We start from the raw sequence: 25,262 nt of genomic DNA on the forward strand, positions 1-25,262 counted from the left end.
CCCGGCCGCCCGCACCACCATCCGCACAGCGAGGTGCCGGTGGCCCCGCCCTGCAACCCGAACAGGAACGCCATGCCCACCACCAACAACCCCAACCACGCCTCCGACTCCCTGGCCGCCCGCGTCGAGCGCCACCTGCTGCACAACGTGGGCGTGGCCCCGGCCGATGCCGGCACGGTGGACCTGATGAGCGCCGTCTCCCAGGTGGCCCGCGCCGAGCTGTCGCGCCGCTGGGTGGCCGGCGACAGCGCCGACCGCGCCGCCAAGGCCCGCCGGGTGTACTACCTGTCGATGGAATTCCTGATCGGCCGCAGCCTGGGCAATGCCCTGGCCGCCCTGGGCCTGGACAGCGCCGCCGCCGGCAGCGTGGGCGACCATGCGCGCACGCTGGAAGACATCCAGGCCTGCGAGCCCGATGCCGCGCTGGGCAACGGCGGCCTGGGCCGGCTGGCCGCCTGCTTCCTCGACAGCATGGCCAGCGTGGGCCTGCCGAGCTTCGGCTACGGCATCCGCTACGAGTTCGGCATGTTCGCCCAGAGCATCTCGGGCGGCCGCCAGATCGAGCACCCGGACCCCTGGCTGGAAGATGGCACGCCTTGGGAGTTTCCGCGCCCCGGCGTGCACTACCCGGTGCGCTTCGGCGGCTGGGTGGAGCGGGCCGAATCGCCCGATGCGGTGCCGGTGTGGCGCCATGCCGGCGAGGTGTCGGCCAAGGCCTACGACCATGTGATCCCCGGCCATGGCACGGAGCGGGTCAGCACGCTGCGGCTGTGGAAGGCCGCTGCCCCGGCCCACATCGACCTGCATGCCTTCAACTCGGGCGACTACGCCCGCGCGGCCGAGTTCAAGAACCAGTTCGAGAACATCTCCTGGGTGCTGTACCCGAACGACAGCACGCCCGCCGGGCGTGAGCTGCGGCTGCGCCAGGAATACTTCTTCACCAGCGCCAGCATCCAGGACATCCTGGCCCGCCACCTGGCCGAGCACGGCACCCTGGCCAACCTGTCGGACAAGGTGGCCATCCACCTGAACGACACCCACCCGGCCATCGGCGTGGCCGAGCTGGTGCGCCTGCTGGTCGACGAGCACGGCTTCACCTGGGCGGCCGCCTGGGCGATGACGCAGAAGACCTTCAGCTACACCAACCACACGCTGATGCCCGAGGCGTTGGAGACCTGGCCGGTGGCACTGATGCAGCAGGTGCTGCCGCGGCACCTGGAGATCATCTTCCGCATCAACCATGAGTTCCTGGTGCAGGCGCAGGCGCTGCGGCCGGGCGACATGGAGTTCCAGCGCCGGCTCAGCCTGATCGACGAGGGTGGCGAGCGGCGCGTGCGCATGGCCAACCTGTCGATCGTGGGCAGCCACAAGGTCAACGGCGTCAGCAAGCTGCACAGTGATCTGCTGGTCGAGACCATCTTCTCGGACTTTGCCGCGCTGTGGCCCGACCGCTTCACCAACATGACCAACGGCGTCACCCCGCGCCGCTGGCTCACCCAGGCCAACCCCGGCCTCACCCAGCTGATCGACAGCCGACTGGGCACCGCCTGGCGGCGTGACCTGGACCTGCTGCGCGGTCTGGTGGCGCAGGCCGACGATCCCGCCTTCCGCGCCGAATTCCGCGCCGTCAAGGCCCACAACAAGCACCGGCTGGCGGCGCTGATCCACAAGACCACCGGTGTCACCGTCAACCCCACCAGCCTGTTCGATGTGCAGGTCAAGCGCATCCACGAGTACAAGCGCCAGCTGCTGAACCTGCTGCATGTGGTGACGCGCTACCGCGCCATCCTGGCCCAGCCCAACGCCGGCTGGGTGCCGCGGGTGGTGGTCTTCGCCGGCAAGGCGGCCAGCAGCTACACCACGGCCAAGAACATCATCCGGCTGATCCACGACGTGGGCCAGGTGATCAACCACGATGCCCGCATCGGCGACAAGCTCAAGCTGGTGTTCATCCCCAACTACGGCGTCAGCGTGGCCGAGACCATCATGCCCGGCGCCGACCTGTCCGAGCAGATCAGCACCGCCGGCACCGAGGCCTCGGGCACCGGCAACATGAAGCTGGCGCTCAACGGCGCGCTGACCATCGGCACCGACGACGGCGCCAACATCGAGATCCGCCAGAACGTCGGCGACGACAACATCTTCATCTTCGGCAAGAAGACGCCCGAGGTGGCCGCCATCCGCGCCGCCGGCTACCAGCCGATGCGCATCTACGAGGGCAACCCGCAGCTCAAGGCGGTGCTCGATTCCATCGCCGCCGGCGCCTTCTCGCCCGACGAGCCGGCGCGCTACCGGCCGCTGATCGACAGCCTGCTGTGGGGCGGCGACCACTACCTGCTGCTGGCCGACTACGAGGACTACGTGGCCACGCAGGCCAAGGTCGACGCGCTGTACCGGGACCAGGAAGCCTGGTCGCGCAAGGCCATCGCGAACGTGGCCGGCATGGGGCCGTTCTCGGCCGACCGCACCATCCGCGAGTACGCTGCGCAGATCTGGCACGTGGCGCCGCAGGCCTGACCCCGGCCGCGGTTGCCGCCACCGCCACCACAACGACAACCACCGAGACATCCCGTGATGGCCACTGCCGCCGATTTCGACCTGGTCTGCCAGGGCCGCCACGGCGACCCGTTCGCCATCCTCGGCCCGCACCGGGACGCGGCCGGCGGGCTGACGGTGCGCGCCTTCCTGCCCGGCGCCCGCGCGGTGGTGGTGCTGGCCGCCGCCAGCGACAAGCGGCTGGGCACGCTGCAGCAGGTGCATGCCGACGGCCTGTGGGCCGGCCCGGCGGCGTTGCCGGCCGGCCCGGCCACCGCCGACATCCACCACTACCGTCTGCTGATCACCTGGGCCGACGGCACGGTGCAGGTGGCCGACGACCCGTACCGCTTCGGCCCGGTGCTGGGCGAGCTGGACGCGTGGCTGCTGGCCGAGGGCACGCACCTGCGCCCGTTCGAGGTGCTGGGCGCCACGCCGCGCATGCACGGCGGCGTGGCCGGCACCAGCTTTGCGGTGTGGGCGCCGAATGCCATGCGGGTCAGCGTGGTCGGCGATTTCAACCACTGGGACGGCCGCCGCCACCCGATGCGCCTGCGCCGCGAATGTGGCGTGTGGGAGCTGTTCATCCCCGGCGTGGCGGCCGGCGAGCGCTACAAGTACGAGCTGCTGGGTCCGCAGGGCCAGCTGCTGCCGCAGAAGGCCGACCCGATGGCCCGGGCCGCCGAGCTGCGGCCGGCCACCGCCAGCGTGGTGGCGCCACTGCCCGACAAGGTGCCGGCCAGCACCACCCGCCAGGCGGCCAACGCCCTGGGCGCGCCGATCAGCATCTACGAGGTGCACCCCGGCTCCTGGCGGCGCAAGCCCGAGGAGGGCAACCGCTGGCTGACCTGGGACGAGCTGGCGGCCGAGCTGGTGCCCTACGCGGCCGGCCTGGGCTTCACCCACATCGAGCTGCTGCCGATCAGCGAGCACCCATTCGACGGCAGCTGGGGCTACCAGCCCCTGGGGCTGTATGCGCCGACGGCCCGTTTCGGTGACGGCGCCGGCTTCCGCCGCTTCGTGCAGGCCGCCCATGCAGCGCGTTTGGGCGTTATCCTTGACTGGGTGCCGGCCCACTTCCCCACCGACGCCCACGGCCTGGCCAACTTCGACGGCACCCACCTCTACGAGTATGCCGATCCGCGCGAGGGCTACCACCCCGACTGGAACACGCTGATCTGTAACCTGGGCCGCACGGAGGTGCGCAACTTCCTCATCGGCAATGCGCTGTACTGGCTGGAGCGCTTCGGCGTCGACGGCCTGCGGGTGGATGCGGTGGCCTCGATGCTCTACCGCGACTACAGCCGCAAGCACGGCGAGTGGATTCCCAATGTGCACGGCGGGCGTGAGAACCTGGAGGCCATCAGCTTCCTGCGCCGGCTGAACGAGGTGGTGGGCGGCGAGCGGCCCCAGGCCATCACCCTGGCCGAGGAATCCACCGCCTTTCCGGCCGTCTCGCGTCCCACCTACGCGGGTGGCCTGGGCTTCCACTTCAAGTGGAACATGGGCTGGATGCACGACACCCTGGCCTACATGGCGCGCGACCCGATCCACCGCAGCCACCACCAGGGCGAGCTGAGCTTCGGCCTGGTGTACGCCTTCAACGAAAACTTCGTGCTGCCGCTCTCGCACGACGAGGTGGTGCACGGCAAGGGCAGCCTGATTGCCAAGATGCCGGGCGATGGCTGGCAGAAGTTCGCCAACCTGCGCGCCTACTACGGCTTCATGTGGGGCCACCCGGGCAAGAAGCTGCTGTTCATGGGCGGCGAGTTCGCCCAGGCCAGGGAATGGAACCACGACAGCAGCCTCGACTGGCACCTGCTGCAGCCCGGCGCCGACCCGGCCCATGCCGGTTTGCAGGCCCTGGTGCGTGACCTGAACACCCTGCACAAGTCCCTGCCCGCCCTGCACCAGCGCGATTGCACGCCCGACGGCTTCGAGTGGATCAGCCACGACGATGCCGCCCACAGCGTGCTGGCCTGGGTGCGCCATGGCGAGGGCGACGCGCGGCCGGTGCTGGTGGTCTGCAACTTCACCCCGGTGGTGCACCACGGCTGGCGGGTGGGCGTGCCGCGCGCCGGCACCTGGACGGAACGGCTGAACACCGACAGCGCCCACTACGGCGGCAGCAATGTCGGCCTGCCGCTGGGCGCGGCGCAGGCTGAGGCCATCGCCGCCCACGGCCGGCCGCAGTCCATCCACATCACGCTGCCGCCGCTGGCCACGGTGTTCTTCGAATGGACCGCCTGAGCCCCACGCCGCTGGCGCTGGACGCCGGCCGCCCGTGGCCGCTGGGTGTGCACTGGGACGGCCAGGGCCTGAACATCGCCGTGGCCAGCACCACGGCGCATGCCATCGAGCTGTGCCTGTTCGATGCCGACGGCCGGCGCGAAACCCACCGCGGCAGCCTGCCCGGCCGCACGCTGGACATCTGGCACGGCTACCTGCGGGCCGATGCCGGCAGCACGCTGGGCCACCCCGGCCAGCTGTATGGCCTGCGCGCCCACGGCCCGTGGCGGCCCGACCGCGGCCACCGCTTCAACCCGCGCAAGCTGCTGCTCGACCCGTACGCCCGCCAGATCGTCGGTGACTTCGACTGGGGCCCCGAGCACTTCGGCCACGACGGCGACCACCCGCTGCAGCCCGACCCGCGCGACAACGCCGCCACCGCGTTGAAGGCCCGGGTGGTGCATGACCAATTCGACTGGGGCGACGACCGCCCGCCACGCACGCCGCTGGCCGACACCGTGCTGTGCGAACTGCATGTGAAGGGCTACACCGCCCTGCACCCCGGCGTGCTCGACGCCCTGCGCGGCACCTATGCCGGCCTGGCCCAGCCCGCCGTGCTGCGCCACCTGCAGGACCTGGGCATCACCGCGGTCAGCCTGCTGCCGGTGCACCAGTGGCTGGACGAACTGCGCCTGGTCGGCATGGGCCTCACCAACTACTGGGGCTACAACACGCTGGGATTCTTCTGCCCGGCGCCGCGGCTGGCGGCCGATCCGGCCAACGCCCGGCAGGAGTTCCGCAGCATGGTCAAGGCCCTGCACGGCGCGGGCATCGAGGTGCTGCTGGACGTGGTGTTCAACCACACGGCCGAAAGCGACGCACTGGGCCCGACGATCAGCTGGCGCGGGCTGGACAACGCCGGCAGCTACCGCCTGCCGCCGGAGCAACGCGCCGCCTACGACAACTACAGCGGCTGCGGCAACACCATCGACATGCGCCAGCCGGCGATGCTGCGCCTGGTGCTCGACAGCCTGCGCTTCTGGGTGCAGGAGATGCATGTCGACGGCTTCCGCTTCGACCTGGCCACCGCGCTGGGCCGCGGCCAGGGTGGATTCGAGCGCGACGGTCCGTTCTTCCAGGCCATCGCGCAGGACCCGGTGCTGGCGCCGCTGCTGGCCGCCGGCAAGCTGATCGCCGAGCCCTGGGACCTGGGCCCCGGCGGCTACCAGGTCGGCAACTTCCCGCGTGGCTGGCTGGAATGGAACGACAGCTTCCGCGACACGGTGCGCGCCTTCTGGCTGGGCGGCGCCGTCACCCGCGGCCAGTTCGCCCAGGCGCTGGCCGGCTCGTCGCAGCGGTTGCAGGCGGCCCGGCGCGGGCCGTCGGAATCGGTGAACTACGTCATCTCGCACGACGGCTTCACGCTGCGAGATCTCGTCAGCTTCGACTTCCGCCACAACGAGGCCAACGGCGAGCAGAACCGTGACGGCCATGGCCACAACCTCAGCTGGAACTGCGGCATCGAGGGTGACACCGACGACCCCGAGGTGCTGCGCCTGCGCGGCCGCCTGCAGCGGGCCCTGCTGGCCACGCTGCTGCTGAGCCAGGGCACGCCAATGCTGGCCGCCGGCGACGAGCTGGGCCACACCCAGCAGGGCAACAACAATCCCTACTGCCAGGACAACGCGATCACCTGGATCGACTGGCAGCAGGCCGACGAACCGCTGCGCCGGTTCACCGCCCGGCTGCTGGCCCTGCGCCGCCAGTGGCTGCCGCTGCGCCCCAGCTGGTACACCGGCCTGGCCGATGCGCGCGGCCTGCACGACCTGAGCTGGCTGCGCCGCGGCGGGGGTGCGCTGAACGACTGGGACTGGACACAATCCGCCTCGCGGGTGCTGGGCGCCTTCATCGGCGCGCCGGGCCGCGGCCAGCGGCCGCTGCTGCTGCTGTTCAATGCCGAGCCCGCCGACACCGGCTTCGTGCTGCCACGTGGCGCCTGGCAGCCTCTGCTGGACACCGCCGACGATGCCGTCGGCCCCGACACCACGGCGCCGGTGCATGGCCAGTTCCCGCTGCGCGCGCGCAGCGTGGCGCTGCTGGCCGGGCCGGCGCACCCCGTTCCCCCACCGCGCACCAGCGCCTGACCAGCACCTGACCACCATGCCGACCTCTTCGCGACTGCCCCGCGCCAGCGGTGTGCTGCTGCACCCCACGTCCCTGCCCGGCCCGCATGGCAGCGGCGACCTCGGCCCCGCCGCCTACCACTTCATCGACTGGCTCCAGAGCGCCGGCCAGACGCTGTGGCAGACGCTGCCGCTGGGCGGCATCGGTCCGGGCAACTCGCCGTACATGAGCAGCTCGGCCTTTGCCGGCAATGTGCTGCTGATCGACCTGGCCGAGTTGCAGCAACGGGGCTGGCTGGCCGCCGATGCGCTGGCAAGCCCGCCAGCGGCCGACCCGCACCGCATCGACTTCGCCACCATGGTGCCCTGGCGCATGGCGCGCCTGGCCGAGGCGGCCCGCGCCTTCGCCGCCAGCAGCGATGCCGCCGACCATGCCGACTTCAGCGCCTTCTGCCAGCGCCAGGCCAGCTGGCTGGACGACTACGCGCTGTTCATGGCCCAGTGCGAAGCCACCGGCTGGGCCGACTGGCCCACCTGGCCCGACGGCCTGGCGCAGCGCACGCCCGCCGCCATGGCCGCCGCGCGGCAGCGCCATGCCGAGGCCATCGGCTTCTGGCAGTTCTGCCAGTGGTGCTTCTACCGCCAGTGGGCCGCGCTGCGTGCCCATGCCCATGCCCGGGGCGTGAAGATCATCGGCGACGCACCGATCTTCATCGCCCACCAGAGCGCCGAGGTCTGGGCCCGGCAGGACCTGTTCACGCTGGATGCCAGCGGCCGGCCCACCGTGGTGGCCGGTGTGCCGCCCGACTACTTCAGCGCCACCGGCCAGCGCTGGGGCAACCCGCTGTACCGCTGGGAGGCCCATGCCGCCGAGGGCTATGCCTGGTGGATCGAGCGGGTGCGGCGCACGCTGGAGCTGGTGGACATCGTGCGCATCGACCACTTCCGCGGCTTCGCCGACTACTGGGAGATCCCGGCCAGCGAAGCCACCGCGGTCAACGGCCGCTGGCTGCCGGGGCCTGGTGCGGCGCTGTTCGATGCCATCCGCGCGGCGCTGGGTCCGCTGCCGCTGATCGCCGAGGACCTGGGCGTGCTGTCGCAGCCGGTGAAGGACCTGATGGCCGCCACCGGCTTCCCCGGCATGGCCATCCTGCAGTTCGGCTTTGCCGGCGATGCCACCGACCCCTTCCTGCCGCACAACCACAAGCAGCACAGCGTGGTCTACACCGGCACCCACGACAACGACACCACCGTCGGCTGGTGGGCCAGCGCCACCGAGCATGAACGCCACCATGCCCGAGCCTACCTGGGCACCGACGGCCACGACATCGCCTGGGCCATGATGCGCGCCGGCGCCGCCAGCGTGGCCGACACCGTGGTGCACCCGATGCAGGACATCCTGGTGCTGCCCACCGATTGCCGCATGAACCTGCCCGGCAGCCCCAGCGGCTGGTGGGTGTGGCGCTTCGACTGGAGCCAGGTCCACCCCTGGCACGGCCAGCGCCTGGCCGACATGACGAGGCTGTTCGGCAGAGGCTGAGCCCCACACCAGACGAAAAAAAGGCGCCTTGCGGCGCCTTTTGTCTTCGCGGCTGCGCCGCTCAGTTCAGGGCGACCTTCTTGCCGTCCTTGTAGATGTACAGCGTCATGGCCGGGTTCTTCAGCTCGCCGTCGGCCTCGAACGCCACCTTGGTGGTGACGCCCTGGTAGTCGGTGGCGGCCAGACGGGGCAGGTAGACCTTGGGGTCGGCCGAGCCGGCCTTGACCATGGCGTCCACCAGCACATGCACCGCGTCGTAGACGTACGGGCTGTAGACCTGGAACTGGTTCGGGTACTTGGCGTCGTAGCGGGCCTTCCAGGCCTTGCCGCCAGGCATCTTCTCCAGGCTGGAACCACCTTCGGCGCAGACCACGCCGCCCAGGCTCTTGGCGCCGCCCGACAGCTCGGCCAGCTTGGCCGTGCAGATGCCGTCGCCACCGAAGAACTTCAGGTTCGACAGACCCAGCTGGTCCATCTGGCGCAGCATCGGGCCGGCCTGCGGGTCCATGCCGCCGTAGAACACCGCGTCGGGGTTCTTGCTCTTGATGGCCGTCAGGATGGCCATGAAGTCGGTGGCCTTGTCGTTGGTGTACTGCTCGTCCACCACCTGGATGCCCTGGGCCAGCGCGGTCTTCTTGAACACCTCGGCGACGCCCTGACCGTAGGCGGTGCGGTCGTCGATGATCGCGACGCGCTTGAGCTTCAGGTTGTTGGCGGCATGCAGGGCCAGGCCGGCGCCCAGCGCGTTGTCATTGGCCAGCAGGCGGAAGGTGGTCTTGAAGCCCTGCTGCGTCAGCTTGGGGTTGGTGGCCGACGGCGTGATGTGGGGAATGCCGCACTGGTTGTACACCGACGACGCCGGGATGGTGGTGCCCGAGTTCAGGTGGCCAGCCACGCCCGCCACCTTGGCATCGCACAGCTTCTGCGCAGCGGCGGTGCCCTGCTTGGGGTCGGCAGCGTCATCCTCGGCCACCAGCTCCAGCTTGACCTTGCGGCCGCCGATCGTCACGCCCTTGGCGTTCAGATCCTCGATGGCCATGCGAGCGCCGTTCTCGTTGTCCTTGCCGTAGTGCGCCTGGGCGCCCGACACCGGGCCGACGTGGCCGATCTTGACGACCATGTCCTGCGCCATGACGGTGCCGGTGAGCACCGACGCGGCGGCCGCGACGATCACATTGAGCTTGACTTGCATGCAGAAACCTCCGGATGGGATGGATGGATGGTGTGTGGAAACGCGGCCGGATCGGCTGTTCCTCAAACGGCGAGACGATACACCGGTTGCAGCCCGGTTCCGGCGGTCTGCCCCTCGGGGCTTGCCCTAGCGCAGACGCCTCGCGGCAGCGTCAACGAGCAAGGTGCGTGCCGCGTTTGCCGCGGCCGCTGTCAGCCGTCGGACTGCGGATGGTTGACCGGCGCGCGGCCGGCGGCCAGATGGGCGCGCCAGCGCTGGCGGCCGGCGGCCACTTCATCGTCGGCACGGGCCACCAGTTCGATGGTGCGGGCCGGCAGCGGCTGGCCGTCGACACCCCCCGGCCCCAGGTTCACCAGCACATCGCAGGCACCGGCATCGGCCGGCTGATCGGCCAGCCACAGCGGCGTGCGCGCCAGCCGCGGCGTGGGGCGCTCGCCGGCACGCAGGCGGGCATGGGGGATGAACTCGCCGGGGTCGAAGATCCACAGCAGCTGGTCCAGCCGCGCCAGCTGGGCGGCATCCCCGGTGACCACCACCCGCGCCCGGCTGCGGTGCGCCTTGCGCAGCAGCCGGCAGGCGTAGGCCAGCTTGTCGCCCAAGCCGGTGTGGAAATCGACCTGCTGGTGCATGTCAGCCCCTCGCCGTCCAGAACGGCCGACGATCCCCCGAGGGGATGGCGGGCCGGCTTGGGAGCGGCCCGGCGCTCGTCCCGCCCCCTTCGTTCAGCATCGACCGCTCACTTGGCTTGCGACAGCACCCAATGCGTCAGCAAGCCCACCGGCCGGCCAGTGGCGCCCTTGGCAGCGCCGCTCTTCCAGGCGGTGGCAGCGATGTCCAGGTGGGCCCAGCGCAGCTTGGCAGTGAAGCGCTTGAGGAACATGGCCGCGGTGATGGCGCCGCCCGGCCGGCCGCCGATGTTGGCCATGTCGGCGAAGTTGCTCTTCAGGCCCTCGTCGTAGTCGTCGTCCAGCGGCATGCGCCAGCAGGTGTCCAGCGCGGCATGGCCGGCGGCCAGCAGGTCGGCGGCCAACGCGTCGTCGGGCGAGAACATGCCCGAATGCACCGCGCCCAGCGCCACCACGCAGGCGCCGGTCAGGGTGGCGATGTCGACCACCGCGGCCGGCTTGAAGCGTTCCACATAGGTCAGCGCGTCGCACAGGATCAGCCGGCCCTCGGCATCGGTGTTCAGCACCTCGATGGTCTGGCCCGACATGCTGGTGACCACGTCGCCCGGCTTCAGTGCGCGGCCACTGGGCATGTTCTCGCAGGCGGCGATCACGCCGATCACGTTGAGCTTGGGCTTGAGCTGGGCCACCGCCCGCAGCGTGCCGACCACGCTGGCGGCGCCGCCCATGTCGAACTTCATCTCGTCCATGCCTTCGCCCGGCTTCAGGCTGATGCCGCCGGAATCGAAGGTGATGCCCTTGCCCACCAGCACCAGCGGCGGCACCGTCTTGGCCGCGCCCTGGTAGTGCATGACGATGAACTTCGGCGGCTCGTCCGAACCCTGGGCCACTGCCAGGAAGCTGCCCATGCCCAGCGCCTCGAGCTGCTTGCGGTCCAGCACCTCGATCTTCAGGCCCTGGGCCTTGGCCATCTTGCGGGCCTCGGCGGCCAGCAGCGTGGGCGTGCAGTGGTTGCCGGGGCGGTTGGCCAGTTCGCGCGCCAGCGTCACGCCTTCGGCGATGGCGGCACCGCGGGCCAGGCCGGCGGCGGCATCGGCAGCATCGGCCTTGGCCACCAGCAGCGTCAGCTTGGCCAATGCAGGCGCCTCGCCGGCGCTGGGCTTGGTGGTGCGGTACAGGTAGACGGCATCGGCCGCCGCGGTGGCCAATGCCTCGGCCTGCGCTGCGCCGATGGGGCCCGCCGCCAGCACGGCCAGGTGCTTCACGCCCAGGCCCTTGACCACGCCGATGCCGGCGGCGCCGGCGGCCTTGATGGCACGGGCGCTGCCGTCCTTGGCCACGGCCACGGCCACGCGCGGCGCCTTCACGCCCGGCACCTGGCGCAGATACAGCGTCTTGCCGGGCTTCAGCGCCAGGTCGCCCAGCTTGATCGCCTCGGCCACGGCATCGGCCAGCGGCGCGTCCAGGTCGGCCGGCAGCTTGTCGCCCACCAGCACCAGCAGCAGGGCATCGGCTGTCAGTTTGGCGGTGGCGCCGGGGGCCATCGGTTGGGTCTGGAAGTCCATGTTCAGCCTCGTCATAAGATCCGAAGATGTTATTCGATGCGACCTTGCGCCGAGAGCTGGCCCGCAGCTTCGGCGCCACCCTGGTGGTCATCCTCACCATCGTGATCACGATGATGCTGATCCGCACCCTGGGGCTGGCGGCGGGCGGCTCGGTGGCGCCGGAGGACGTGGTGCTGCTGCTGGGCTACACCGCGCTGGGCCACCTGCCCACCATGCTGGCGCTGAGCCTGTTCGTGGCGGTGGTGGTGAGCCTGGGCCGCATGTACCGCGACAGCGAGATGGCGATCTGGTTCGCCAGCGGCCTGGGCCTGGGCCGCTTCGTGCGGCCGGTGCTGGGCATGGCCTGGCCGGTGCTGGTGGTGGTGGGCGCGCTGCTGCTGTTCGTCTGGCCCTGGGGCAACCAGAGCAGCGCCGAACTGCGCAGCCGGTATGAACAGCGCAGCGACCTGTCGCGGGTGGCGCCCGGCGTCTTCCAGTCCTCGCGCGATGGCAGCCGCGTGTTCTTCGTCGACCGCGCCAGCCGGGAGGGCGTGGAAGGCCACAATGTCTTTGTGCTGACGCGCCAGCCGCCGCTGGAGAGCGTGGTGTCGGCGCGCAGCGGCCAGCTGCTGACCGAGGGCGCCGACCGCGTGCTGCAGCTCGACGCCGGCCAGCGCACCGAAACCGACAGCCAGACCGGCGTGCACACCCTCTCCAGCTTCGAGCAGTACCGGGTGGTGGTGGGCGAATCCGCGGCGCGCCAGGCCGAGGCCGCCGCGCCCAAGGCCCTGCCCACGCTGGCACTGATCCGCGAGCCCACGCTGCGCCACCAGGCCGAGCTGGCCTGGCGCTTCGGCCTGCTGCTGGCCGCGGCCAACCTGCTGCTGCTGGGCGTGGGCCTGGCCGCCACCCCGCCGCGCCGCGCCACCAACTGGAACCTGCTGCTGGCGCTGCTGAGCTTCATCGTCTACTTCAACCTGATCAACCTGTCCCAGGCCTGGATCGCCAGCGGCAAATTCGGCATGGGCACGGCCTTGCTGGTGCTGCACGGCGGCATGTTCGTGCTGGGTCTGGCGCTGATCTGGTGGCGCGACCATGCCGCCGTGCTGCGCCTGCTGCCGCGGAGGGCCGCGGCATGAGGACCGTGCGCCGGCTGCTCTACCGCGACATCGTCTGGTCGGTGGTCTTCGTGGCCCTGGCCTTCCTCAGCCTGTTCTTCTTCATCGACTTCGTCGACGAACTGGAGAACGTGGGCCGCAACGGCTACACCCTGGGCCAGGCAGTGCTGCGCGGCCTGCTGGAACAGCCGGGCCATTTCTACGAGCTGTTCCCGATCGCGGTGCTGATCGGCACCATCTATGCGATGGCGCGGCTGGCGCAGTCGTCGGAGTTCACCATCCTGCGCACCGGCGGCCTCGGGCCGTGGCGGGCGCTGCGGCTGCTGGCCCTGCCCGGCCTGGTGTTTGCAGCCGTCACCTTCGTCGTCGGCGACTACGTGGCGCCCTTCACCGAGCGCGAGGCGCTGGCGCTGAAAGCCGGGCTGCGCGGCGGCGTGAGCCTGGGCAGCAACGGCGCCTGGCTGAAGGAGCGCCGCCCCGGCACCGGCCCGGCGACGGCCGACACCAGCGAGCGCAGCATCTCGGTCAACGTGCGGGCGGCCGGCGTGGGCGGCGCGCTGCTGGGCGTGCGCATCTTCGAGTTCGACACCGACGGCCGGCTGCGCAGCCGCATCGAGGCCGCCAGTGGCCAGGTGCTGGCCAACGGCCACTGGCGGCTGCGCGAGGTGCAGCGCACCGACTGGCCCACGCCCGAGGCTGCCCGCGATGCCCAGCCGCTGCGCCTGCAGACGCAGGACAGCCTCGACTGGCCCAGCACGCTGGACGCCACCGTGGTGGCGGCCGCCCTTCTGCCGGCCAAGAACATGTCGACCATCGACCTGTGGCGCTACACCAGCCACCTGGCCGACCAGGACCAGGCGGTGCAGAGCCACCAGATCCAGTTCTGGAAAAAGGCGCTGTACCCGCTGGCCTGCGTGGTGATGGTGGCGCTGGCCCTGCCGTTCGCCTACCTGCATGCGCGCGCCGGCGGTGTCAGCTACAAGGTCTTCGGCGGCATCATGCTGGGCATCAGCTTCGTGCTGCTGAACAATGCCAGCGGCCACCTGGGCCTGCTGCGGCAGTGGACGCCCTGGATGGCCGCCGCCGCCCCCAGCGGCCTGTACCTCTTGATCTCCATGGGCGCTTTCGCCTGGCTCGTCCGCTTCCGTTGACTCCCCCGATGACCGACCACACCACCTCCACCGGCCTGCTGCTGTTCGCCCACGGCGCCCGCGATCCGCAATGGGCCCGCCCCTTCGAGGCGGTGGCCGCGCGCTGCCGCGCGCAGCGCGGCGATGACCGCGTGGCGCTGGCCTTCCTGGAATTCATGGCGCCCGACCTGGTGGCCGGCGGCAACACCTTGGTGGCTGCCGGTTGCACCGCGGTGGATGTGGTGCCGCTGTTCCTGGGCGCCGGCGGCCATGTGCGCAAGGATCTGCCGGTGCTGCTGGCCAGGCTGCAGGAGGTGCACCCCGGCGTGCGCTTCACGCTGCGGCCTGCCGTCGGCGAAGCCGCGGCGCTGGTCGATGCCATGGCCACGGTGGCGCTGGACAGCACCCGGCCGGAGATCGCCTGGCGATGATGCCCCCACGCTCACTGCGTTCGCTGCCCCCCAAGGTGGCGGTCAGTCCCTTCGGAACGGCCGGGCGGGACTGACATGAACCTGCACCAGTTCCGCTTCGTGCAGGAGGCCGTGCGGCGCAACCTCAACCTGACCGAGACCGCCAAGGCCCTGCACACCTCGCAGCCGGGCATCAGCAAGGCCATCCTGGAGCTGGAAGAGGAACTGGGCGTCGACATCTTCGCCCGCCACGGCAAGCGCATCCGCCGTGTCACCGAGCCGGGGCGCCTGGTGCTGCAGAGCGTGGAGATCATCATGCGCGAGGTGGCCAACCTCAAGCGCATCGGCGACGAGTTCAGCAAGCAGGACGCCGGCACCCTGTCCATCGCCACCACCCACAGCCAGGCCCGCTACGTGCTGCCCGAGCCGGTGGCGCGGCTGCGGCGCATGTTCCCCAAGGTGCAGGTGCAGATGCACCAGGGCACGCCTGGCGACGTGGCCCGCATGCTGGCCGACGACGTGGCCGAGATCGGCCTGGCCACCGAAGCGCTGGCCGATGTCGACGGCCTGGTCACCCTGCCCTGCTATGAATGGCAGCACGTGCTGGTGGTGCCGGCCAAGCATCCGCTGGCCGATGTGGAGCGGCCCACGCTGGAACAGCTGGCGGCCGAGCCGCTGGTCACCTACCACCCCACCTTCAGCGGCCGCAGCCGCATCGACGAGGCCTTCGCCCGCGCCCGGCTCAAGCCCAACATCGCGATGGAGGCCATCGACGCCGACGTCATCAAGACCTATGTGCGCTTCGGCCTGGGCGTGGGGCTGGTGGCCGAAATGGCGGTGCGCGACGACCCGCCAGGCGGCGACCTGGCCTGGCGCCCGGTGGGCCATCTGTTCGGCCCCAACACCTCGCGCGTGGCCTTCAAGCGCGGCGCCTACCTGCGCCACTTCGTCTACGCCTTCGCCGAACTGCTGAGCGAACGCCTGAACCGCCCCTTGATCGAGAAAGCCATGGCCGAGCGGCCTGGCAGCACCCCCACGTCCTACGAGCTCTGACCGCGCCATGACCACCGCCACGACAACCGCCGCCCCGGCCAGCCACCGCACGCCCCTGCCGCCCAGCCGTCTGCCCAAGGTGGGCACCACCATCTTCACGGTGATGTCGGCACTGGCCGCCGAACGCGGCGCCGTCAACCTGGGCCAGGGCTTCCCCGATTTCGAGGGCGATCCGGCCCTGGTCGATGCGGTGGGCCAGGCGATGCGCGAGGGCCTGAACCAATACCCGCCGATGGCCGGCGTGCCGGCGCTGCGCGAGGCGGTGTCGCGCAAGATCGAAGCGCTGTACGGCCGCCACTACGACGCCAACACGGAGATCACCGTCACCGCTGGCGCCACGCAGGCCATCATCACCTGCATCCTCGCCGTCGTCGGCCCCGGCGACGAGGTCATCGTGCTGGAGCCCAACTACGACAGCTACGTGCCCAACATCGAGCTGGCCGGCGGCACCGTGGTGCGGGTGGCGCTGCAGGCCGGCACGTTCCGGCCCGATTTCGATGCCATCGCCGCGGCCATCACGCCGCGCACCCGGGCCATCCTGGTCAACTCCCCGCACAACCCCAGCGCCACCATCTGGCGCCAGGCCGACTTCGACCGCCTGGCCGAGATCCTGCGCCCCACCGACGCGCTGCTGATCAGCGACGAGGTCTACGAGCACATGGTCTACGACGGCGAGCCGCATGCCAGCGCCAGCGCCCACCCCGAGCTGGCGGCCCGGGCCTTCGTCGTCAGCAGCTTCGGCAAGACCTTCCATGTCACCGGCTGGAAGATCGGCACCGTGGCCGCACCGGCGCCACTGACGGCCGAGTTCCGCAAGGTGCACCAGTTCAACGTGTTCACCGTCAACACGCCGATGCAGCACGGCCTGGCCCGCTACCTGGCCAACCCGGCGCCCTACCTGGAGCTGCCGGCGTTCTACCAGCGCAAGCGCGATCTCTTCCGCGCCGGCCTGGCCAGCACCCGCTTCCGCCTGCTGCCCAGCGAGGGCAGCTACTTCCAGGTGGTCGACTACAGCGCCATCAGCAGCCTGCCGGAGGGCGAGTTCTGCCAGTGGCTGACCACCGAGATCGGCGTCGCCGCGATCCCGCTGTCGGCCTTCTACGACGACGGCCGCAACCAGGGCCTGGCCCGCTTCTGCTACGCCAAGAAGGACGAGACGCTGCAGGCCGCGCTGGCCCGCCTGGCCAAGCTGTAGCAGCGGCCGACTTCAGCGGCGCGACGGTAGCGGCGTCGGATCGCTGTCGATCTCGTCCAGCCCGCCCAGGTCGGACAGGCGCTTGTCGCGGCGCATGTCGATGTCGGTGAAGGCGGCGGGTCGGGTGAACTCCCGCGGCGCGGGTGCATGCTCGCTCAGGTCCAGATCCAGCGTGATGCCGCGCCGCACGGGTGCCGCCGGCTGCGCCCGCGGGCTCTCGGCATGGCCGCGCCGGGCCTGCGCCGCGCGGGTGAACACCCAGTCGGCCAACATCGCCTGCGCATTCGCCTGTTCGGCCAGGTGTGGCCGCGGCGCGGTGATGTCCAGCGGGTCGTCGTCCAGCGGCAGCAGCAGGTCCACGCTCTCGCCGTCGGGGGGTGACACGGCGTCGCCCAGGTTCAGCACCGCCGGTGTGGTGATCGGCGGTGCCGCCCGGCGAGGTGGCGCGGCAGCCGGCACCGTGGGCAGCGCACGCGCTTCCGGCACGGCCGGCGTCGCCGGCATGTCGCGCACCAGCGCGTGCAGCATCAGCAGATCACGGTAGGCCGGCAGGTCGAAGGGCTCCAGGTCGGCCCGGCGCAGCAGCAGCCCTTCCATCTCGGCCACCGCGCGGATGGGCTGCGGCCAGGCGCGCTGCAGCCGCCGCAGCACATCGGGATAGTCTTCCAGCAGGCGGCCGCCGGCCAGGTCGCCCGACCAGTCGGGCGCGTAGGCATTGAAGCGCTGGTTGAAGCGCTCGCGGGTGCGCTCGTAGGCCTCCTCGTCGCCCTGCTGGCGGTAGATCTCCAGCAACCTGAAGTAAGGCAGCGCGCTGGCGCCGCCGCTGCCGCGCACATGGCCCAGCAGCAGGTCGATCGCCGACTGGGCCTGGCCCAGCGCCAGGAAGAAATCCACCTGCTGGTCGAGGTCCAGCAACTCTTCGACGGTCACCGGCCGCGGCGGCACGCCGGTGCCCAGCGAGAACTCGCTGCTGCCGGCCAGGCTGGCGCCGCTGCTGTCGCGCTGCAGCGGCACCCGGCGGGCCTGTGCCACCGTCATGTCCGGCGGCGCGATGCCGGCCGCCGGGGTCGACAGCAGCGGCCGTTCCGTGCCGCGCGACGAAAAGCTGTCCGGCATGGCCGCGGCCACCAGGGCCGCCATGTTCAATGCGGCCGGGTCGTCGACCGGCGCTGCCGCCGCAGGCGCCGCGGGCGGCTGCACCTGCTGGCGCTGCAGCCGCCACAGCCGCCAGCCCAGCCAGCCTGACAGGCCACCCAGGCCCAGCACCGCCATCCCCAGCCAGGGCAGCCACAGGTTGGCAGCCTCGGCGCGGCTCAAGCGTTCACGTTGCTGGGCGATCTGCTCCTGCTGGCGCCGGGCCTCGGCCAGCACGGTCTGCACCTGCTGGTCCAGTGAACGCATGTCGTCGGCGGTGGCCGGGCCTGTGGCCGGCTGCTGCACCGGCTCCGGCACCACCTGGGCCCGCCCCGGCGCGGCCAGCACCACGCACAGCACCAAGGTCGCTGCCGCGGCGGCGATGGGGTGGCGCAGGCCAGGGGCGGTGCGGATGGGAGCAGCTGCCAAGCGGTGGCCGTGGGTGTGGAAAGTCGGAATTGACTCTAGCACGCAGGCCCCGTGCACCGACCTGCCGAAACCCGCCAGATTTCTCGTCGCCAGCGCGGGCGTGGGGCAGTGCCGCCACCCGGGCGCATCCGCGCACCACCCACTGCCAAGCTGGACGACAATAGGCCGTGCATGCTGGTGCGGTTGTCGCACCTGGGACAAGACATGAATACCCCGGTTCTTACCATCGAAGAGCGTCAAAACATCGAGTCCGGTGCATGGTTCTCCAAGCTCTCGCAGCCGCTGCGACACGCCATCCTGTCCCGGGCGTATGTGCGGCGGCTGAGCGACGGCGGACCGCTGGCCTCGCGGGGCACGCCGGCCGAAGAATGGTGCGGTGTGGCCCGCGGCGCGGTGCGGGTGTCGCTGGTGTCGCTGTCGGGCAAGCAGGTCACGCTGACCTACTGCGAGCCGGGCGTCTGGTTCGGCGACATCGCGCTGTTCGACGGCCTGCCGCGCACCCACGATGCCGACGCCCACGGCGAGACCACGCTGCTGTGCGTGCGCAAGGCCGATTTCAAGGAACTGCTGTCGCAGCACTCCGAGCTGTACGACGCGCTGCTGCGGCTGAACTGCCGCCGCCTGCGGCTGATGTTCAACCAGTTCGAGGACCTCAACACCAAGCCGCTGTCGGCGCGCCTGGCCAAGCAGATCATCATGCTGGCCAAGAGTTACGGCATCGAGCAGGGCGAGGAAATCCGCATCGGCCTGCAACTGGCGCAGGAAGACCTGGCCCAGCTGCTGGGCGCCTCGCGCCAGCGCGTCAACCAGGAGCTCAAGGGCTTCGAACGGGAAGGCGCCGTGCGCGTCGAGCCCACCCGGCTGGTGGTGCTGTCACGCGACAAGCTGCTCGACATCGCCGAAGGCTGAGCAAGGACATCTGATGGACCAATTCACCGGCAGCGGCGCGGTGTCGCAGCAGCATGCCTTCGACATTCCTGCCCTGGAGCGCTGGCTCACTGACCGCCTGCCCGGCTTTGCCGGCCCGCTGACGGTCGAGCAGTTCAAGGGCGGCCAGTCCAACCCCACCTTCAAGCTGGTCACGCCCGGCCGGCAGTACGTGATGCGGGCCAAGCCCGGCCCGCTGGCCAAGCTGCTGCCGTCGGCCCATGCCATCGAGCGGGAGTTCCGCGTGATGGACGCGCTGGCCCTCAGCGGCGTGCCGGTGGCCCGCATGCATGTGCTGTGCGAGGACGAGTCGGTCATCGGCCGCGCCTTCTACGTGATGGACTTCGTCGAGGGCCGGGTGTTCTGGGAGCAATCGCTGCCTGGCCTGCAGCCGGCCGAGCGGTCCGCCGTCTATGACGAGATGAACCGGGTGCTGGCCGCGCTGCACAACGTCGAGGTCAAGGCCGTGGGCCTGTCGGACTTCGGCCGGCCGGGCAACTATTTCGGCCGCCAGATCAAGCGCTGGAGCCAGCAGTACCAGGCCTCGGTCACCGAGCCCATCGCCGAGATGGACCAGCTGATCGACTGGCTGCCGGCGCACCTGCCCGCCAGTGCGCTGGACGACACGCAAGTGGCCATCGTGCATGGCGACTACCGCCTGGACAACCTGATCTTCCACCCGCACGAGCCGCGGGTGATTGCGGTGCTGGACTGGGAGCTGAGCACCATCGGCCACCCGCTGGCCGACTTCAGCTACCACTGCATGAGCTGGCACATCCCGCCGGGCGTGTTCCGCGGCATCGCCGGGCTGGACCTGCCGGCGCTGGGCATCCCGGCCGAGCGTGACTATGTGCAGCGCTACTGCGTGCGCACCGGCCGCGGCGCGCCCGATGCCCTGCTGGCCGACTGGAACTTCTACCTGGCCTACAACCTGTTCCGTCTGGCAGCCATCACCCAGGGCATCGCCAAGCGGGTGGTTGATGGCACCGCCGCCAGCGCCCAGGCGCGCGCCACCGGCGCCGCCACCCGGCCCTTGGCCGAGCTGGGCTGGGCCTTCGCCAGCCGGGCCTGAGCGGCCTGGCTCAGAGCCGGATGTCGGGCAGGCGGGTGGTGGGCAGCTCGCTCTGCGCCCAGGCGCTGGGCTGGGTGGTCAGCCCGGCGCCGGCCACATCCCGCCATTCGGTGCCGAGGCGCTTGGCCTCGCGCAGCGCATGCTCGAACACCGAAAACCACTGCGCCAGGCGCTTGGCATCCGGCTGGGGCAGGCTGGTGCGCAAGGTCAGGCGGCTCCGGCCGATGGTCAGCACCACGGCGTCGGCCGGATCGACCATGTCCAGCGTGGCGACCAGGGCATCGTTGAGCGGGCTCTGCAACCACTGCTGCATCCAGGGCTCGATGCTGCTCACCGCACCGTAGCGGTCCTTCAGCCGGCCGAGGTCGGCGGCCACGGTCTTCGGGAACATCACCAGCCAGCGCATCTCGGCCGGCGTGTCGGTCTCGATGCGGGTCTGCACGTCATCGACATAGCGCTCGTAGACCGCCTTCTCCATCGCCTCCATCAGCTGGCGATTCAGCACCATGGCGATCAGTTCCTTCGGCAGATCGAGCTCGGCCATCAGGCGCAGCTCCATGCCGCTGATGTAGTCGCGCTGGGGTGCGCCCCATTCGATGCGCCAGTCCTGCTGGCCCATCCGGCCATCGATGACGCAGCCCTCGGCGTCGCGCACCCGCCTCCAGCTGTGGCCGCGCTCTTCCGCCCATTGCCGCAGCACGGTGGGATCCGCCTGCCCGGACGCCCCGGAAAGCAACCGGCGCAATGTCTTCAGCATGGTTGAAGGTGGCAGCCGACCGGTGGCCGCCCTGCAGAGGTGACAGAGCTTGAAAGTGTATGCCTGGGCCGTCGCTGGCATGCGTTGGTGCAGGCACCCGGAGGCCGGCCAGTCCGTGCGATTCCTGTCGGTTTGTGCCGCGGCGACGTGCAGCAGGCCCCGCGCTGTGGCGCCACCGCCGCAGCCGCGGCGCCGCCGGCGCACGGATCGGCTTCCCTGGGGATGGCGTTGCCGCCCGGTGCATCACAATGTGTCCACCCGTCGCATCCCGCCGCCATGAGCAGCCCAACGCCCGAGCCATCGCCGCCGACCCCTGCCCAGCCGCCTGCCGGCGCGGCCTGGGAAGCCACGCAGGTGCTGCCGCGGCCGGCGCCCGGACGCGGCAACGCCCTGCCCACCGGCGCCCACCTGGCCGAGTTCGAACTGCTGCGGGTGCTGGGCGAAGGCGGCTTCGGCATCGTCTACCTGGCGCACGACCATTCGCTGCAGCGCCGGGTGGCGATCAAGGAGTACATGCCGTCGACGCTGGCGATGCGCTCGGGCCCGCTGGATGTGGTGGTCACTGCCGACAAGCACCAGCCGGTGTTCGATGCCGGCCTGGACAGCTTCATCAACGAGGCCCGGCTGCTGGCCCAGTTCGACCACCCGTCGCTGCTGAAGGTCTACCGTTTCTGGCGCGCCAACGGCACGGCCTACATGGTGATGCCGTTCTACGAGGGCGCCACGCTGAAGGACACGCTGCGCCAGATGGGCAGCCCGCCCGACGAGCGCTGGCTGACCGCGCTGCTGGCCTCGCTGACCGAGGCGCTGGCGGTGATCCATGCCGAGCACTGCCTGCACCGCGACATCGCGCCCGACAACGTGCTGCTGCTTGCCGACAGCGGCCGGCCGCTGCTGCTGGACTTCGGCGCCGCCCGCCAGGTGATCGGCGATGCCACGCAGGCGCTGACCGCGATCCTGAAGCCCGGCTACGCGCCGGTGGAGCAGTACGCCGAGGTGCCGTCGCTGAAGCAGGGGCCGTGGACCGACATCTACGCGCTGTGCGCCGTCATCTATGCCGCGGTGATGGGCAGCAAGCCACCGGTGTCGGTGGCCCGCACCGTGTCGGACAGCTGCGTGCCACTGGTGGAGGCGGCCGCCGGGCGCTACTCCCCGCGTTTCCTGCAGGCCATCGACGCCGGCCTGAGCGTGCGGCCCGACGGCCGGCCGCAATCGGTGCAGGAATTCCGCCAGGCCCTGGGGATCGACGACCTGCCAGCCGGGGCGGCGCCGATGCCGGCCCGCCCGGCACCCGCGCCGGGACCTGCCGCCCGCCCCGCTGCCGGTGCCGCCGCGCCACTGGCGCCGCTGCCGATGCCGCGCACCGGCGGCCTGCCGCGCCCGGTGCTGCTGGGCGGTGTGGGTGCCGCCGTGCTGCTGCTGGCCGGGCTGGCCTTCTGGGCTGGGCAGCGCCAGCAGCCGGCGGCGACAGCTGCACCAGCGGCTGTGGGGGCCGCAGCCCCTGCGCCAGCGCCAGCAGCCGTCCCCGCGACCACCGCGCAGCCGGTCAACCTGTCGATCCAGGGTGAGTTCGACCGCCTGCTGCAGGCCCGCAGCGCCGACTTCGATGTGCAAGCCCGCGCCAACGCGCCCAAACTGCGCATCGGCAAGGACCGCCTTGGCTTCAAGGTGACGTCATCGCGTGACGGCCATGTCTACGTGCTGGTGGGCGGGCCCGATGGCTCGCTGCTGCTGCTCTATCCCAACGCGATGGCCAGCGACAACCGCATCCGCGCCGGCCAGACACTGGCGTTGCCGCAATCCAGCTGGCCGCTGGACACCTCCGAGCCGGCCGGGCCGGAGCACTTTGCGGTGATCGTGTCGGAGCACCCGCGCGACTTCTCTCACCTCAGCAAGCAGCAGGTGGCCTGGTTCCTGAGCCTGCCCACCGGCGCGGCCGGCAGCGCCCTGGCCAATGGCCATGCCGGGCCCGGATCGGTGATGGCGGGCAAGGCACGCTGCAACACCGCCGGCTGCGACCGCTATGGCGCGGCGCTGTTTTCGGTCGACGTCGTGAACTGAGCGCCGTCAGCCCGGGTCCGGCCATGAAAAAAGCCGCCCGAGGGCGGCTTTTTCGCATCGGCTGAAGACCGATTACTTGCTGGCGGCAGCGGCAGCGGCGCCGGCGGCAGCCGAAGCGGCAGCGTCGACAGCGGTGGCAGCCGAGGCGGCAGCGTCAGCCACGCCAGAAGCGGCAGCGGCGACAGCCGAAGCGGCCTCAGCCACGGGGGCAGCGGCCGGGGCGGCGGCGGGAGCGGCTTCTTCCTTCTTGCCGCAGGCGGTCAGGGCGGCGGCGGCGATCAGGGTGGCCAGCAGGAGCGACTTGTTCATTGGTGTCCTCAGTGAGAAGTGTTGATCAACATTTGCGGGAGAAACAGGATCCGAGGCATTCAGCGGAGCCGAGTGTTCAGAAACCAGATTCAGAAAGCTCGAGCACATCTGAAGCTAGCCAAAAATTATAGCAAACATAGGGAAGCCACCTATAAACCCAACGTGGTGGCCGGCCAAGCGGGCTCGCAGCGTTGTAAAAAGTCTGCAATCTGGGCCTGGATGGCGCGTGCATGCACCGCATCGGTGAAGCAGCGGATGCGCCAGTCCGGTGCGTCCTGCCACTGCAGCCACAGCGGTGCGGCCAGCAGGCCATGCAATGCCTGTGGCAGGCGGCCTTCGACCGGCGCCCAGGTGGCGATGGCGTGTGTCCAGTCGCGGCGCCAGCGGGCGAAGCGCGGATGCAGGCGCGCCGCCATGTCGAACTGTTCGCCAGCCATGCACAGCTGGCGGCCGCCCTGGCGCAACCAGGCACCAAGTGCTGTCTGGACGGCCGGCTCATCGAGCGGCCAGTCGGCGAAGTCGGTGTCGGCCAGCCACAGCTGACGGGTGCCGGCCAGCGGCCAGGCACCATCCCCCGCGGTGGGCGACAGCGCCAGCAGGGCCTGGCGCAGCAGGTCGGTGCAGACCTGGCGGCCCTGGTGCAGGCCGCCCGCTGGCCACGGTGCCGGGGCAGGTGCGTTCTGCATCTGCTGCGGCCTCAGGGCGCGGGCTGCACCCAGCCGGCGTCGGCCCAGTCGTCGAGCAGGGCGCGGGCATCGGCGCTGAGCCGGTCGACCTCGGCAGCGGACAGCTGGCGCGCATCGGCCAGCTGGCGCATCAGGCGGGCATCACGCCCACCGGCGCGGAAGGCCTCGCCGTTGATGAAGACATGGGTGTCGTCGTAGGCCATGCGGCTGCGGCGGTCCAGCACCGCGCCGCTGCTGGGTGGCAGTGGTGCGCCGGGGTCGAACCAGACCTGGGGCTTGGGCTCGGTCATCAGGCCGCCGAGCACGCGGTCGAGTGCCTGCGGGTCACGCAGCGCCTTCTGCAGCGCGGCCTGGGCGAACTGGCGCAGGCTGTCAGGCAGCCGGCCCGGCGTGGCGGTGGCGGGCTGGCGTGGATCGCGGTAGATGCGCTCGGCGGCACGCCCGCTGGCATCGGCCGACGGCGGCTCCAGCTCGTCGGCCAGCTGGTGCAGCAGCTCCTGCGCCAGCGCGGTTTCGGTGGCGGCACGGAAGCCGATCGAGCAGGTCATGCACTCGCCCTCGGCGACGCCGTCATGGCCCCACAGCGGCGGCAGGTAGAGCATGTCGCCGGGTTCCAGCAGAAATTCTTCGGTGGGCTGGAAGTTGGCCAGGATGCGCACTGGCAGGTCGGGCACCAGCGTGCGGTCGGGCACCGGCCCGATGCGCCAGCGCCGGCTGCCGTGCACCTGCAGCAGGAAGACGTCGTAGCTGTCCAGGTGCGGGCCAACGCCGCCGCCATCGGTGGCGTAGGAGATCATCAGATCGTCCAGGCAGGCCTCGGGCAGGAAGCGGAAGGCCTGCAGCATCGTGTGGGCTGGCTGCCAGTGGAGATCGAGCCCCTGCACCAGCAGCGTCCAGTGCGTTTTCTTCACCGGCGGCAGCGCGCGGCGGCTGAACGGGCCGTGGCGCAGCGTCCAGTTGCCGTCGAAGGCGGTGAGCAGGCGCGCCTCCACGCCTTCGGCGCCGGCCAGGTCGAACAGTGCGCTGCGGCCGATGGGGCTCTGCACGCCAGGCCAGGCCTGGCGCACCAGCAGCGGCTTCTTCTGCCAATGGCGGCGCATGAACTGGGCCGGCGACAGGCCGTCGAGCAAGGGGGTGGGCAGGGTGACATCCATGGGGCCGGATTGTCGCTGGCGCCCTGCCCCGCCCGGCA

At 70.8% G+C, this 25,262-nt stretch carries 20 protein-coding genes; 12 read left to right on the plus strand and 8 right to left on the minus strand.

Annotated elements, in window-relative coordinates; translation table 11 throughout:
- Nucleotides 1-72 precede the first annotated feature (72 nt).
- Genes FFT10_RS03350 through malQ form a run of 4 tightly spaced genes read left to right on the plus strand, consistent with a single transcriptional unit; the run spans nt 73 to nt 8,427 of the window.
- Nucleotides 73-2,517, plus strand: coding sequence for a glycogen/starch/alpha-glucan phosphorylase (locus FFT10_RS03350; protein WP_137731323.1), 2,445 nt, complete (start codon nt 73-75; stop codon nt 2,515-2,517).
- 57 nt (nt 2,518-2,574) lie between these two features.
- Nucleotides 2,575-4,785, plus strand: a complete 2,211-nt coding sequence (gene glgB, locus FFT10_RS03355) for a 1,4-alpha-glucan branching protein GlgB (RefSeq protein WP_137731324.1) — start codon at nt 2,575-2,577, stop codon at nt 4,783-4,785.
- On the plus strand, nt 4,773-6,908 hold the full coding sequence (glgX, locus tag FFT10_RS03360) for a glycogen debranching protein GlgX (RefSeq protein ID WP_137731325.1): 2,136 nt from the start codon (nt 4,773-4,775) through the stop codon (nt 6,906-6,908). Before glgB ends, glgX begins: the two co-directional genes overlap by 13 nt.
- A 16-nt stretch (nt 6,909-6,924) precedes the next feature.
- Nucleotides 6,925-8,427, plus strand: coding sequence for a 4-alpha-glucanotransferase (malQ, locus tag FFT10_RS03365; protein WP_137731326.1), 1,503 nt, complete (start codon nt 6,925-6,927; stop codon nt 8,425-8,427).
- 61 nt (nt 8,428-8,488) lie between these two features.
- On the opposite strand, the gene FFT10_RS03370 is transcribed toward malQ, so the two are convergent.
- From FFT10_RS03370 to FFT10_RS03380, 3 genes are all read right to left on the minus strand, one after another.
- Nucleotides 8,489-9,619, minus strand: coding sequence for a branched-chain amino acid ABC transporter substrate-binding protein (locus tag FFT10_RS03370; protein WP_137731327.1), 1,131 nt, complete (start codon nt 9,617-9,619; stop codon nt 8,489-8,491).
- Nucleotides 9,620-9,810: 191 nt separating this feature from the next.
- Nucleotides 9,811-10,248 carry a DNA polymerase III subunit chi gene (locus FFT10_RS03375; RefSeq protein ID WP_137731328.1) on the minus strand — a complete coding sequence of 146 codons (438 nt, stop codon included), beginning with the start codon at nt 10,246-10,248 and terminating at the stop codon, nt 9,811-9,813.
- 107 nt (nt 10,249-10,355) lie between these two features.
- Nucleotides 10,356-11,810, minus strand: coding sequence for a leucyl aminopeptidase (locus FFT10_RS03380; RefSeq protein WP_137731329.1), 1,455 nt, complete (start codon nt 11,808-11,810; stop codon nt 10,356-10,358).
- Nucleotides 11,811-11,836: 26 nt separating this feature from the next.
- Here FFT10_RS03380 and lptF point away from each other — a divergent pair, with 26 nt between their 5' ends.
- The 5 genes from lptF to FFT10_RS03405 all read left to right on the plus strand — a co-directional run bounded on the left by lptF (nt 11,837) and on the right by FFT10_RS03405 (nt 16,695).
- Nucleotides 11,837-12,928 carry an LPS export ABC transporter permease LptF gene (lptF, locus tag FFT10_RS03385; protein ID WP_137731330.1) on the plus strand — a complete coding sequence of 364 codons (1,092 nt, stop codon included), beginning with the start codon at nt 11,837-11,839 and terminating at the stop codon, nt 12,926-12,928.
- Nucleotides 12,925-14,058, plus strand: a complete 1,134-nt coding sequence (gene lptG, locus FFT10_RS03390) for an LPS export ABC transporter permease LptG (RefSeq protein ID WP_137731331.1) — start codon at nt 12,925-12,927, stop codon at nt 14,056-14,058. Before lptF ends, lptG begins: the two co-directional genes overlap by 4 nt.
- A gap of 8 nt (nt 14,059-14,066) precedes the next feature.
- The gene (locus FFT10_RS03395) at nt 14,067-14,468 is read left to right on the plus strand and encodes a sirohydrochlorin chelatase (protein WP_137731332.1); all 402 of its coding nucleotides are present in this window, start codon (nt 14,067-14,069) and stop codon (nt 14,466-14,468) included.
- Nucleotides 14,469-14,543: 75 nt separating this feature from the next.
- Nucleotides 14,544-15,500 (plus strand): CysB family HTH-type transcriptional regulator, encoded by a 957-nt coding sequence (locus FFT10_RS03400; protein ID WP_137731333.1) that lies wholly within the window; start codon nt 14,544-14,546, stop codon nt 15,498-15,500.
- Nucleotides 15,501-15,507: 7 nt separating this feature from the next.
- Entirely contained in the window at nt 15,508-16,695 is a 1,188-nt protein-coding gene (locus FFT10_RS03405) for a pyridoxal phosphate-dependent aminotransferase (protein WP_137731334.1), read from the plus strand.
- A 12-nt stretch (nt 16,696-16,707) separates the two neighbouring features.
- On the opposite strand, the gene FFT10_RS03410 is transcribed toward FFT10_RS03405, so the two are convergent.
- Nucleotides 16,708-18,258: a hypothetical protein gene (locus FFT10_RS03410; RefSeq protein ID WP_137731335.1), complete on the minus strand. Its 1,551-nt coding sequence runs from the start codon at nt 18,256-18,258 to the stop codon at nt 16,708-16,710.
- Nucleotides 18,259-18,462: 204 nt separating this feature from the next.
- Here FFT10_RS03410 and FFT10_RS03415 point away from each other — a divergent pair, with 204 nt between their 5' ends.
- Together FFT10_RS03415 and FFT10_RS03420 are read left to right on the plus strand one after the other, a co-directional pair.
- Nucleotides 18,463-19,167: a Crp/Fnr family transcriptional regulator gene (locus tag FFT10_RS03415; protein WP_137731336.1), complete on the plus strand. Its 705-nt coding sequence runs from the start codon at nt 18,463-18,465 to the stop codon at nt 19,165-19,167.
- 13 nt (nt 19,168-19,180) lie between these two features.
- The gene (locus FFT10_RS03420) at nt 19,181-20,257 is read left to right on the plus strand and encodes a phosphotransferase (protein ID WP_137731337.1); all 1,077 of its coding nucleotides are present in this window, start codon (nt 19,181-19,183) and stop codon (nt 20,255-20,257) included.
- 10 nt (nt 20,258-20,267) lie between these two features.
- Here the strand turns inward: FFT10_RS03420 and FFT10_RS03425 are convergent, their stop codons facing one another.
- Entirely contained in the window at nt 20,268-20,957 is a 690-nt protein-coding gene (locus FFT10_RS03425) for a hypothetical protein (protein WP_137731338.1), read from the minus strand.
- Nucleotides 20,958-21,290: 333 nt separating this feature from the next.
- On the opposite strand from FFT10_RS03425, the gene FFT10_RS03430 reads away from it, so the two are divergent.
- Nucleotides 21,291-23,075: a serine/threonine-protein kinase gene (locus tag FFT10_RS03430; protein WP_228026929.1), complete on the plus strand. Its 1,785-nt coding sequence runs from the start codon at nt 21,291-21,293 to the stop codon at nt 23,073-23,075.
- A gap of 72 nt (nt 23,076-23,147) precedes the next feature.
- Here FFT10_RS03430 and FFT10_RS03435 read toward each other — a convergent pair whose 3' ends face one another.
- From FFT10_RS03435 to FFT10_RS03445, 3 genes are all read right to left on the minus strand, one after another.
- The gene (locus tag FFT10_RS03435; RefSeq protein ID WP_137731340.1) at nt 23,148-23,384 is read right to left on the minus strand and encodes a hypothetical protein; all 237 of its coding nucleotides are present in this window, start codon (nt 23,382-23,384) and stop codon (nt 23,148-23,150) included.
- Nucleotides 23,385-23,533: 149 nt separating this feature from the next.
- Nucleotides 23,534-24,070 (minus strand): hypothetical protein, encoded by a 537-nt coding sequence (locus FFT10_RS03440; RefSeq protein ID WP_137731341.1) that lies wholly within the window; start codon nt 24,068-24,070, stop codon nt 23,534-23,536.
- Nucleotides 24,071-24,081: 11 nt separating this feature from the next.
- On the minus strand, nt 24,082-25,224 hold the full coding sequence (locus FFT10_RS03445) for a JmjC domain-containing protein (protein ID WP_137731342.1): 1,143 nt from the start codon (nt 25,222-25,224) through the stop codon (nt 24,082-24,084).
- Nucleotides 25,225-25,262 lie beyond the last annotated feature (38 nt).

Origin of the sequence: Pseudaquabacterium pictum (genome assembly GCF_005403045.1) — a bacterium.
In the GTDB taxonomy this organism is placed as follows: domain Bacteria; phylum Pseudomonadota; class Gammaproteobacteria; order Burkholderiales; family Burkholderiaceae_C; genus Pseudaquabacterium; species Pseudaquabacterium pictum.

Excerpts from the sequence above, each read along its gene's own strand:
- FFT10_RS03415 (WP_137731336.1), top strand. The coding sequence starts at position 18,463 with ATGAATACCCCGGTTCTTACCATCGAAGAGCGTCAAAACATCGAGTCC.
- FFT10_RS03370 (WP_137731327.1), bottom strand. The coding sequence starts at position 9,619 with ATGCAAGTCAAGCTCAATGTGATCGTCGCGGCCGCCGCGTCGGTGCTC.
- FFT10_RS03395 (WP_137731332.1), top strand. The coding sequence starts at position 14,067 with ATGACCGACCACACCACCTCCACCGGCCTGCTGCTGTTCGCCCACGGC.
- glgX (WP_137731325.1), top strand. The coding sequence starts at position 4,773 with ATGGACCGCCTGAGCCCCACGCCGCTGGCGCTGGACGCCGGCCGCCCG.
- FFT10_RS03435 (WP_137731340.1), bottom strand. The coding sequence starts at position 23,384 with ATGAACAAGTCGCTCCTGCTGGCCACCCTGATCGCCGCCGCCGCCCTG.
- FFT10_RS03430 (WP_228026929.1), top strand. The coding sequence starts at position 21,291 with ATGAGCAGCCCAACGCCCGAGCCATCGCCGCCGACCCCTGCCCAGCCG.
- FFT10_RS03375 (WP_137731328.1), bottom strand. The coding sequence starts at position 10,248 with ATGCACCAGCAGGTCGATTTCCACACCGGCTTGGGCGACAAGCTGGCC.
- FFT10_RS03350 (WP_137731323.1), top strand. The coding sequence starts at position 73 with ATGCCCACCACCAACAACCCCAACCACGCCTCCGACTCCCTGGCCGCC.
- FFT10_RS03405 (WP_137731334.1), top strand. The coding sequence starts at position 15,508 with ATGACCACCGCCACGACAACCGCCGCCCCGGCCAGCCACCGCACGCCC.
- malQ (WP_137731326.1), top strand. The coding sequence starts at position 6,925 with ATGCCGACCTCTTCGCGACTGCCCCGCGCCAGCGGTGTGCTGCTGCAC.
- lptF (WP_137731330.1), top strand. The coding sequence starts at position 11,837 with ATGTTATTCGATGCGACCTTGCGCCGAGAGCTGGCCCGCAGCTTCGGC.
- FFT10_RS03420 (WP_137731337.1), top strand. The coding sequence starts at position 19,181 with ATGGACCAATTCACCGGCAGCGGCGCGGTGTCGCAGCAGCATGCCTTC.
- lptG (WP_137731331.1), top strand. The coding sequence starts at position 12,925 with ATGAGGACCGTGCGCCGGCTGCTCTACCGCGACATCGTCTGGTCGGTG.
- FFT10_RS03380 (WP_137731329.1), bottom strand. The coding sequence starts at position 11,810 with ATGGACTTCCAGACCCAACCGATGGCCCCCGGCGCCACCGCCAAACTG.
- glgB (WP_137731324.1), top strand. The coding sequence starts at position 2,575 with ATGGCCACTGCCGCCGATTTCGACCTGGTCTGCCAGGGCCGCCACGGC.
- FFT10_RS03440 (WP_137731341.1), bottom strand. The coding sequence starts at position 24,070 with ATGCAGAACGCACCTGCCCCGGCACCGTGGCCAGCGGGCGGCCTGCAC.
- FFT10_RS03400 (WP_137731333.1), top strand. The coding sequence starts at position 14,544 with ATGAACCTGCACCAGTTCCGCTTCGTGCAGGAGGCCGTGCGGCGCAAC.
- FFT10_RS03445 (WP_137731342.1), bottom strand. The coding sequence starts at position 25,224 with ATGGATGTCACCCTGCCCACCCCCTTGCTCGACGGCCTGTCGCCGGCC.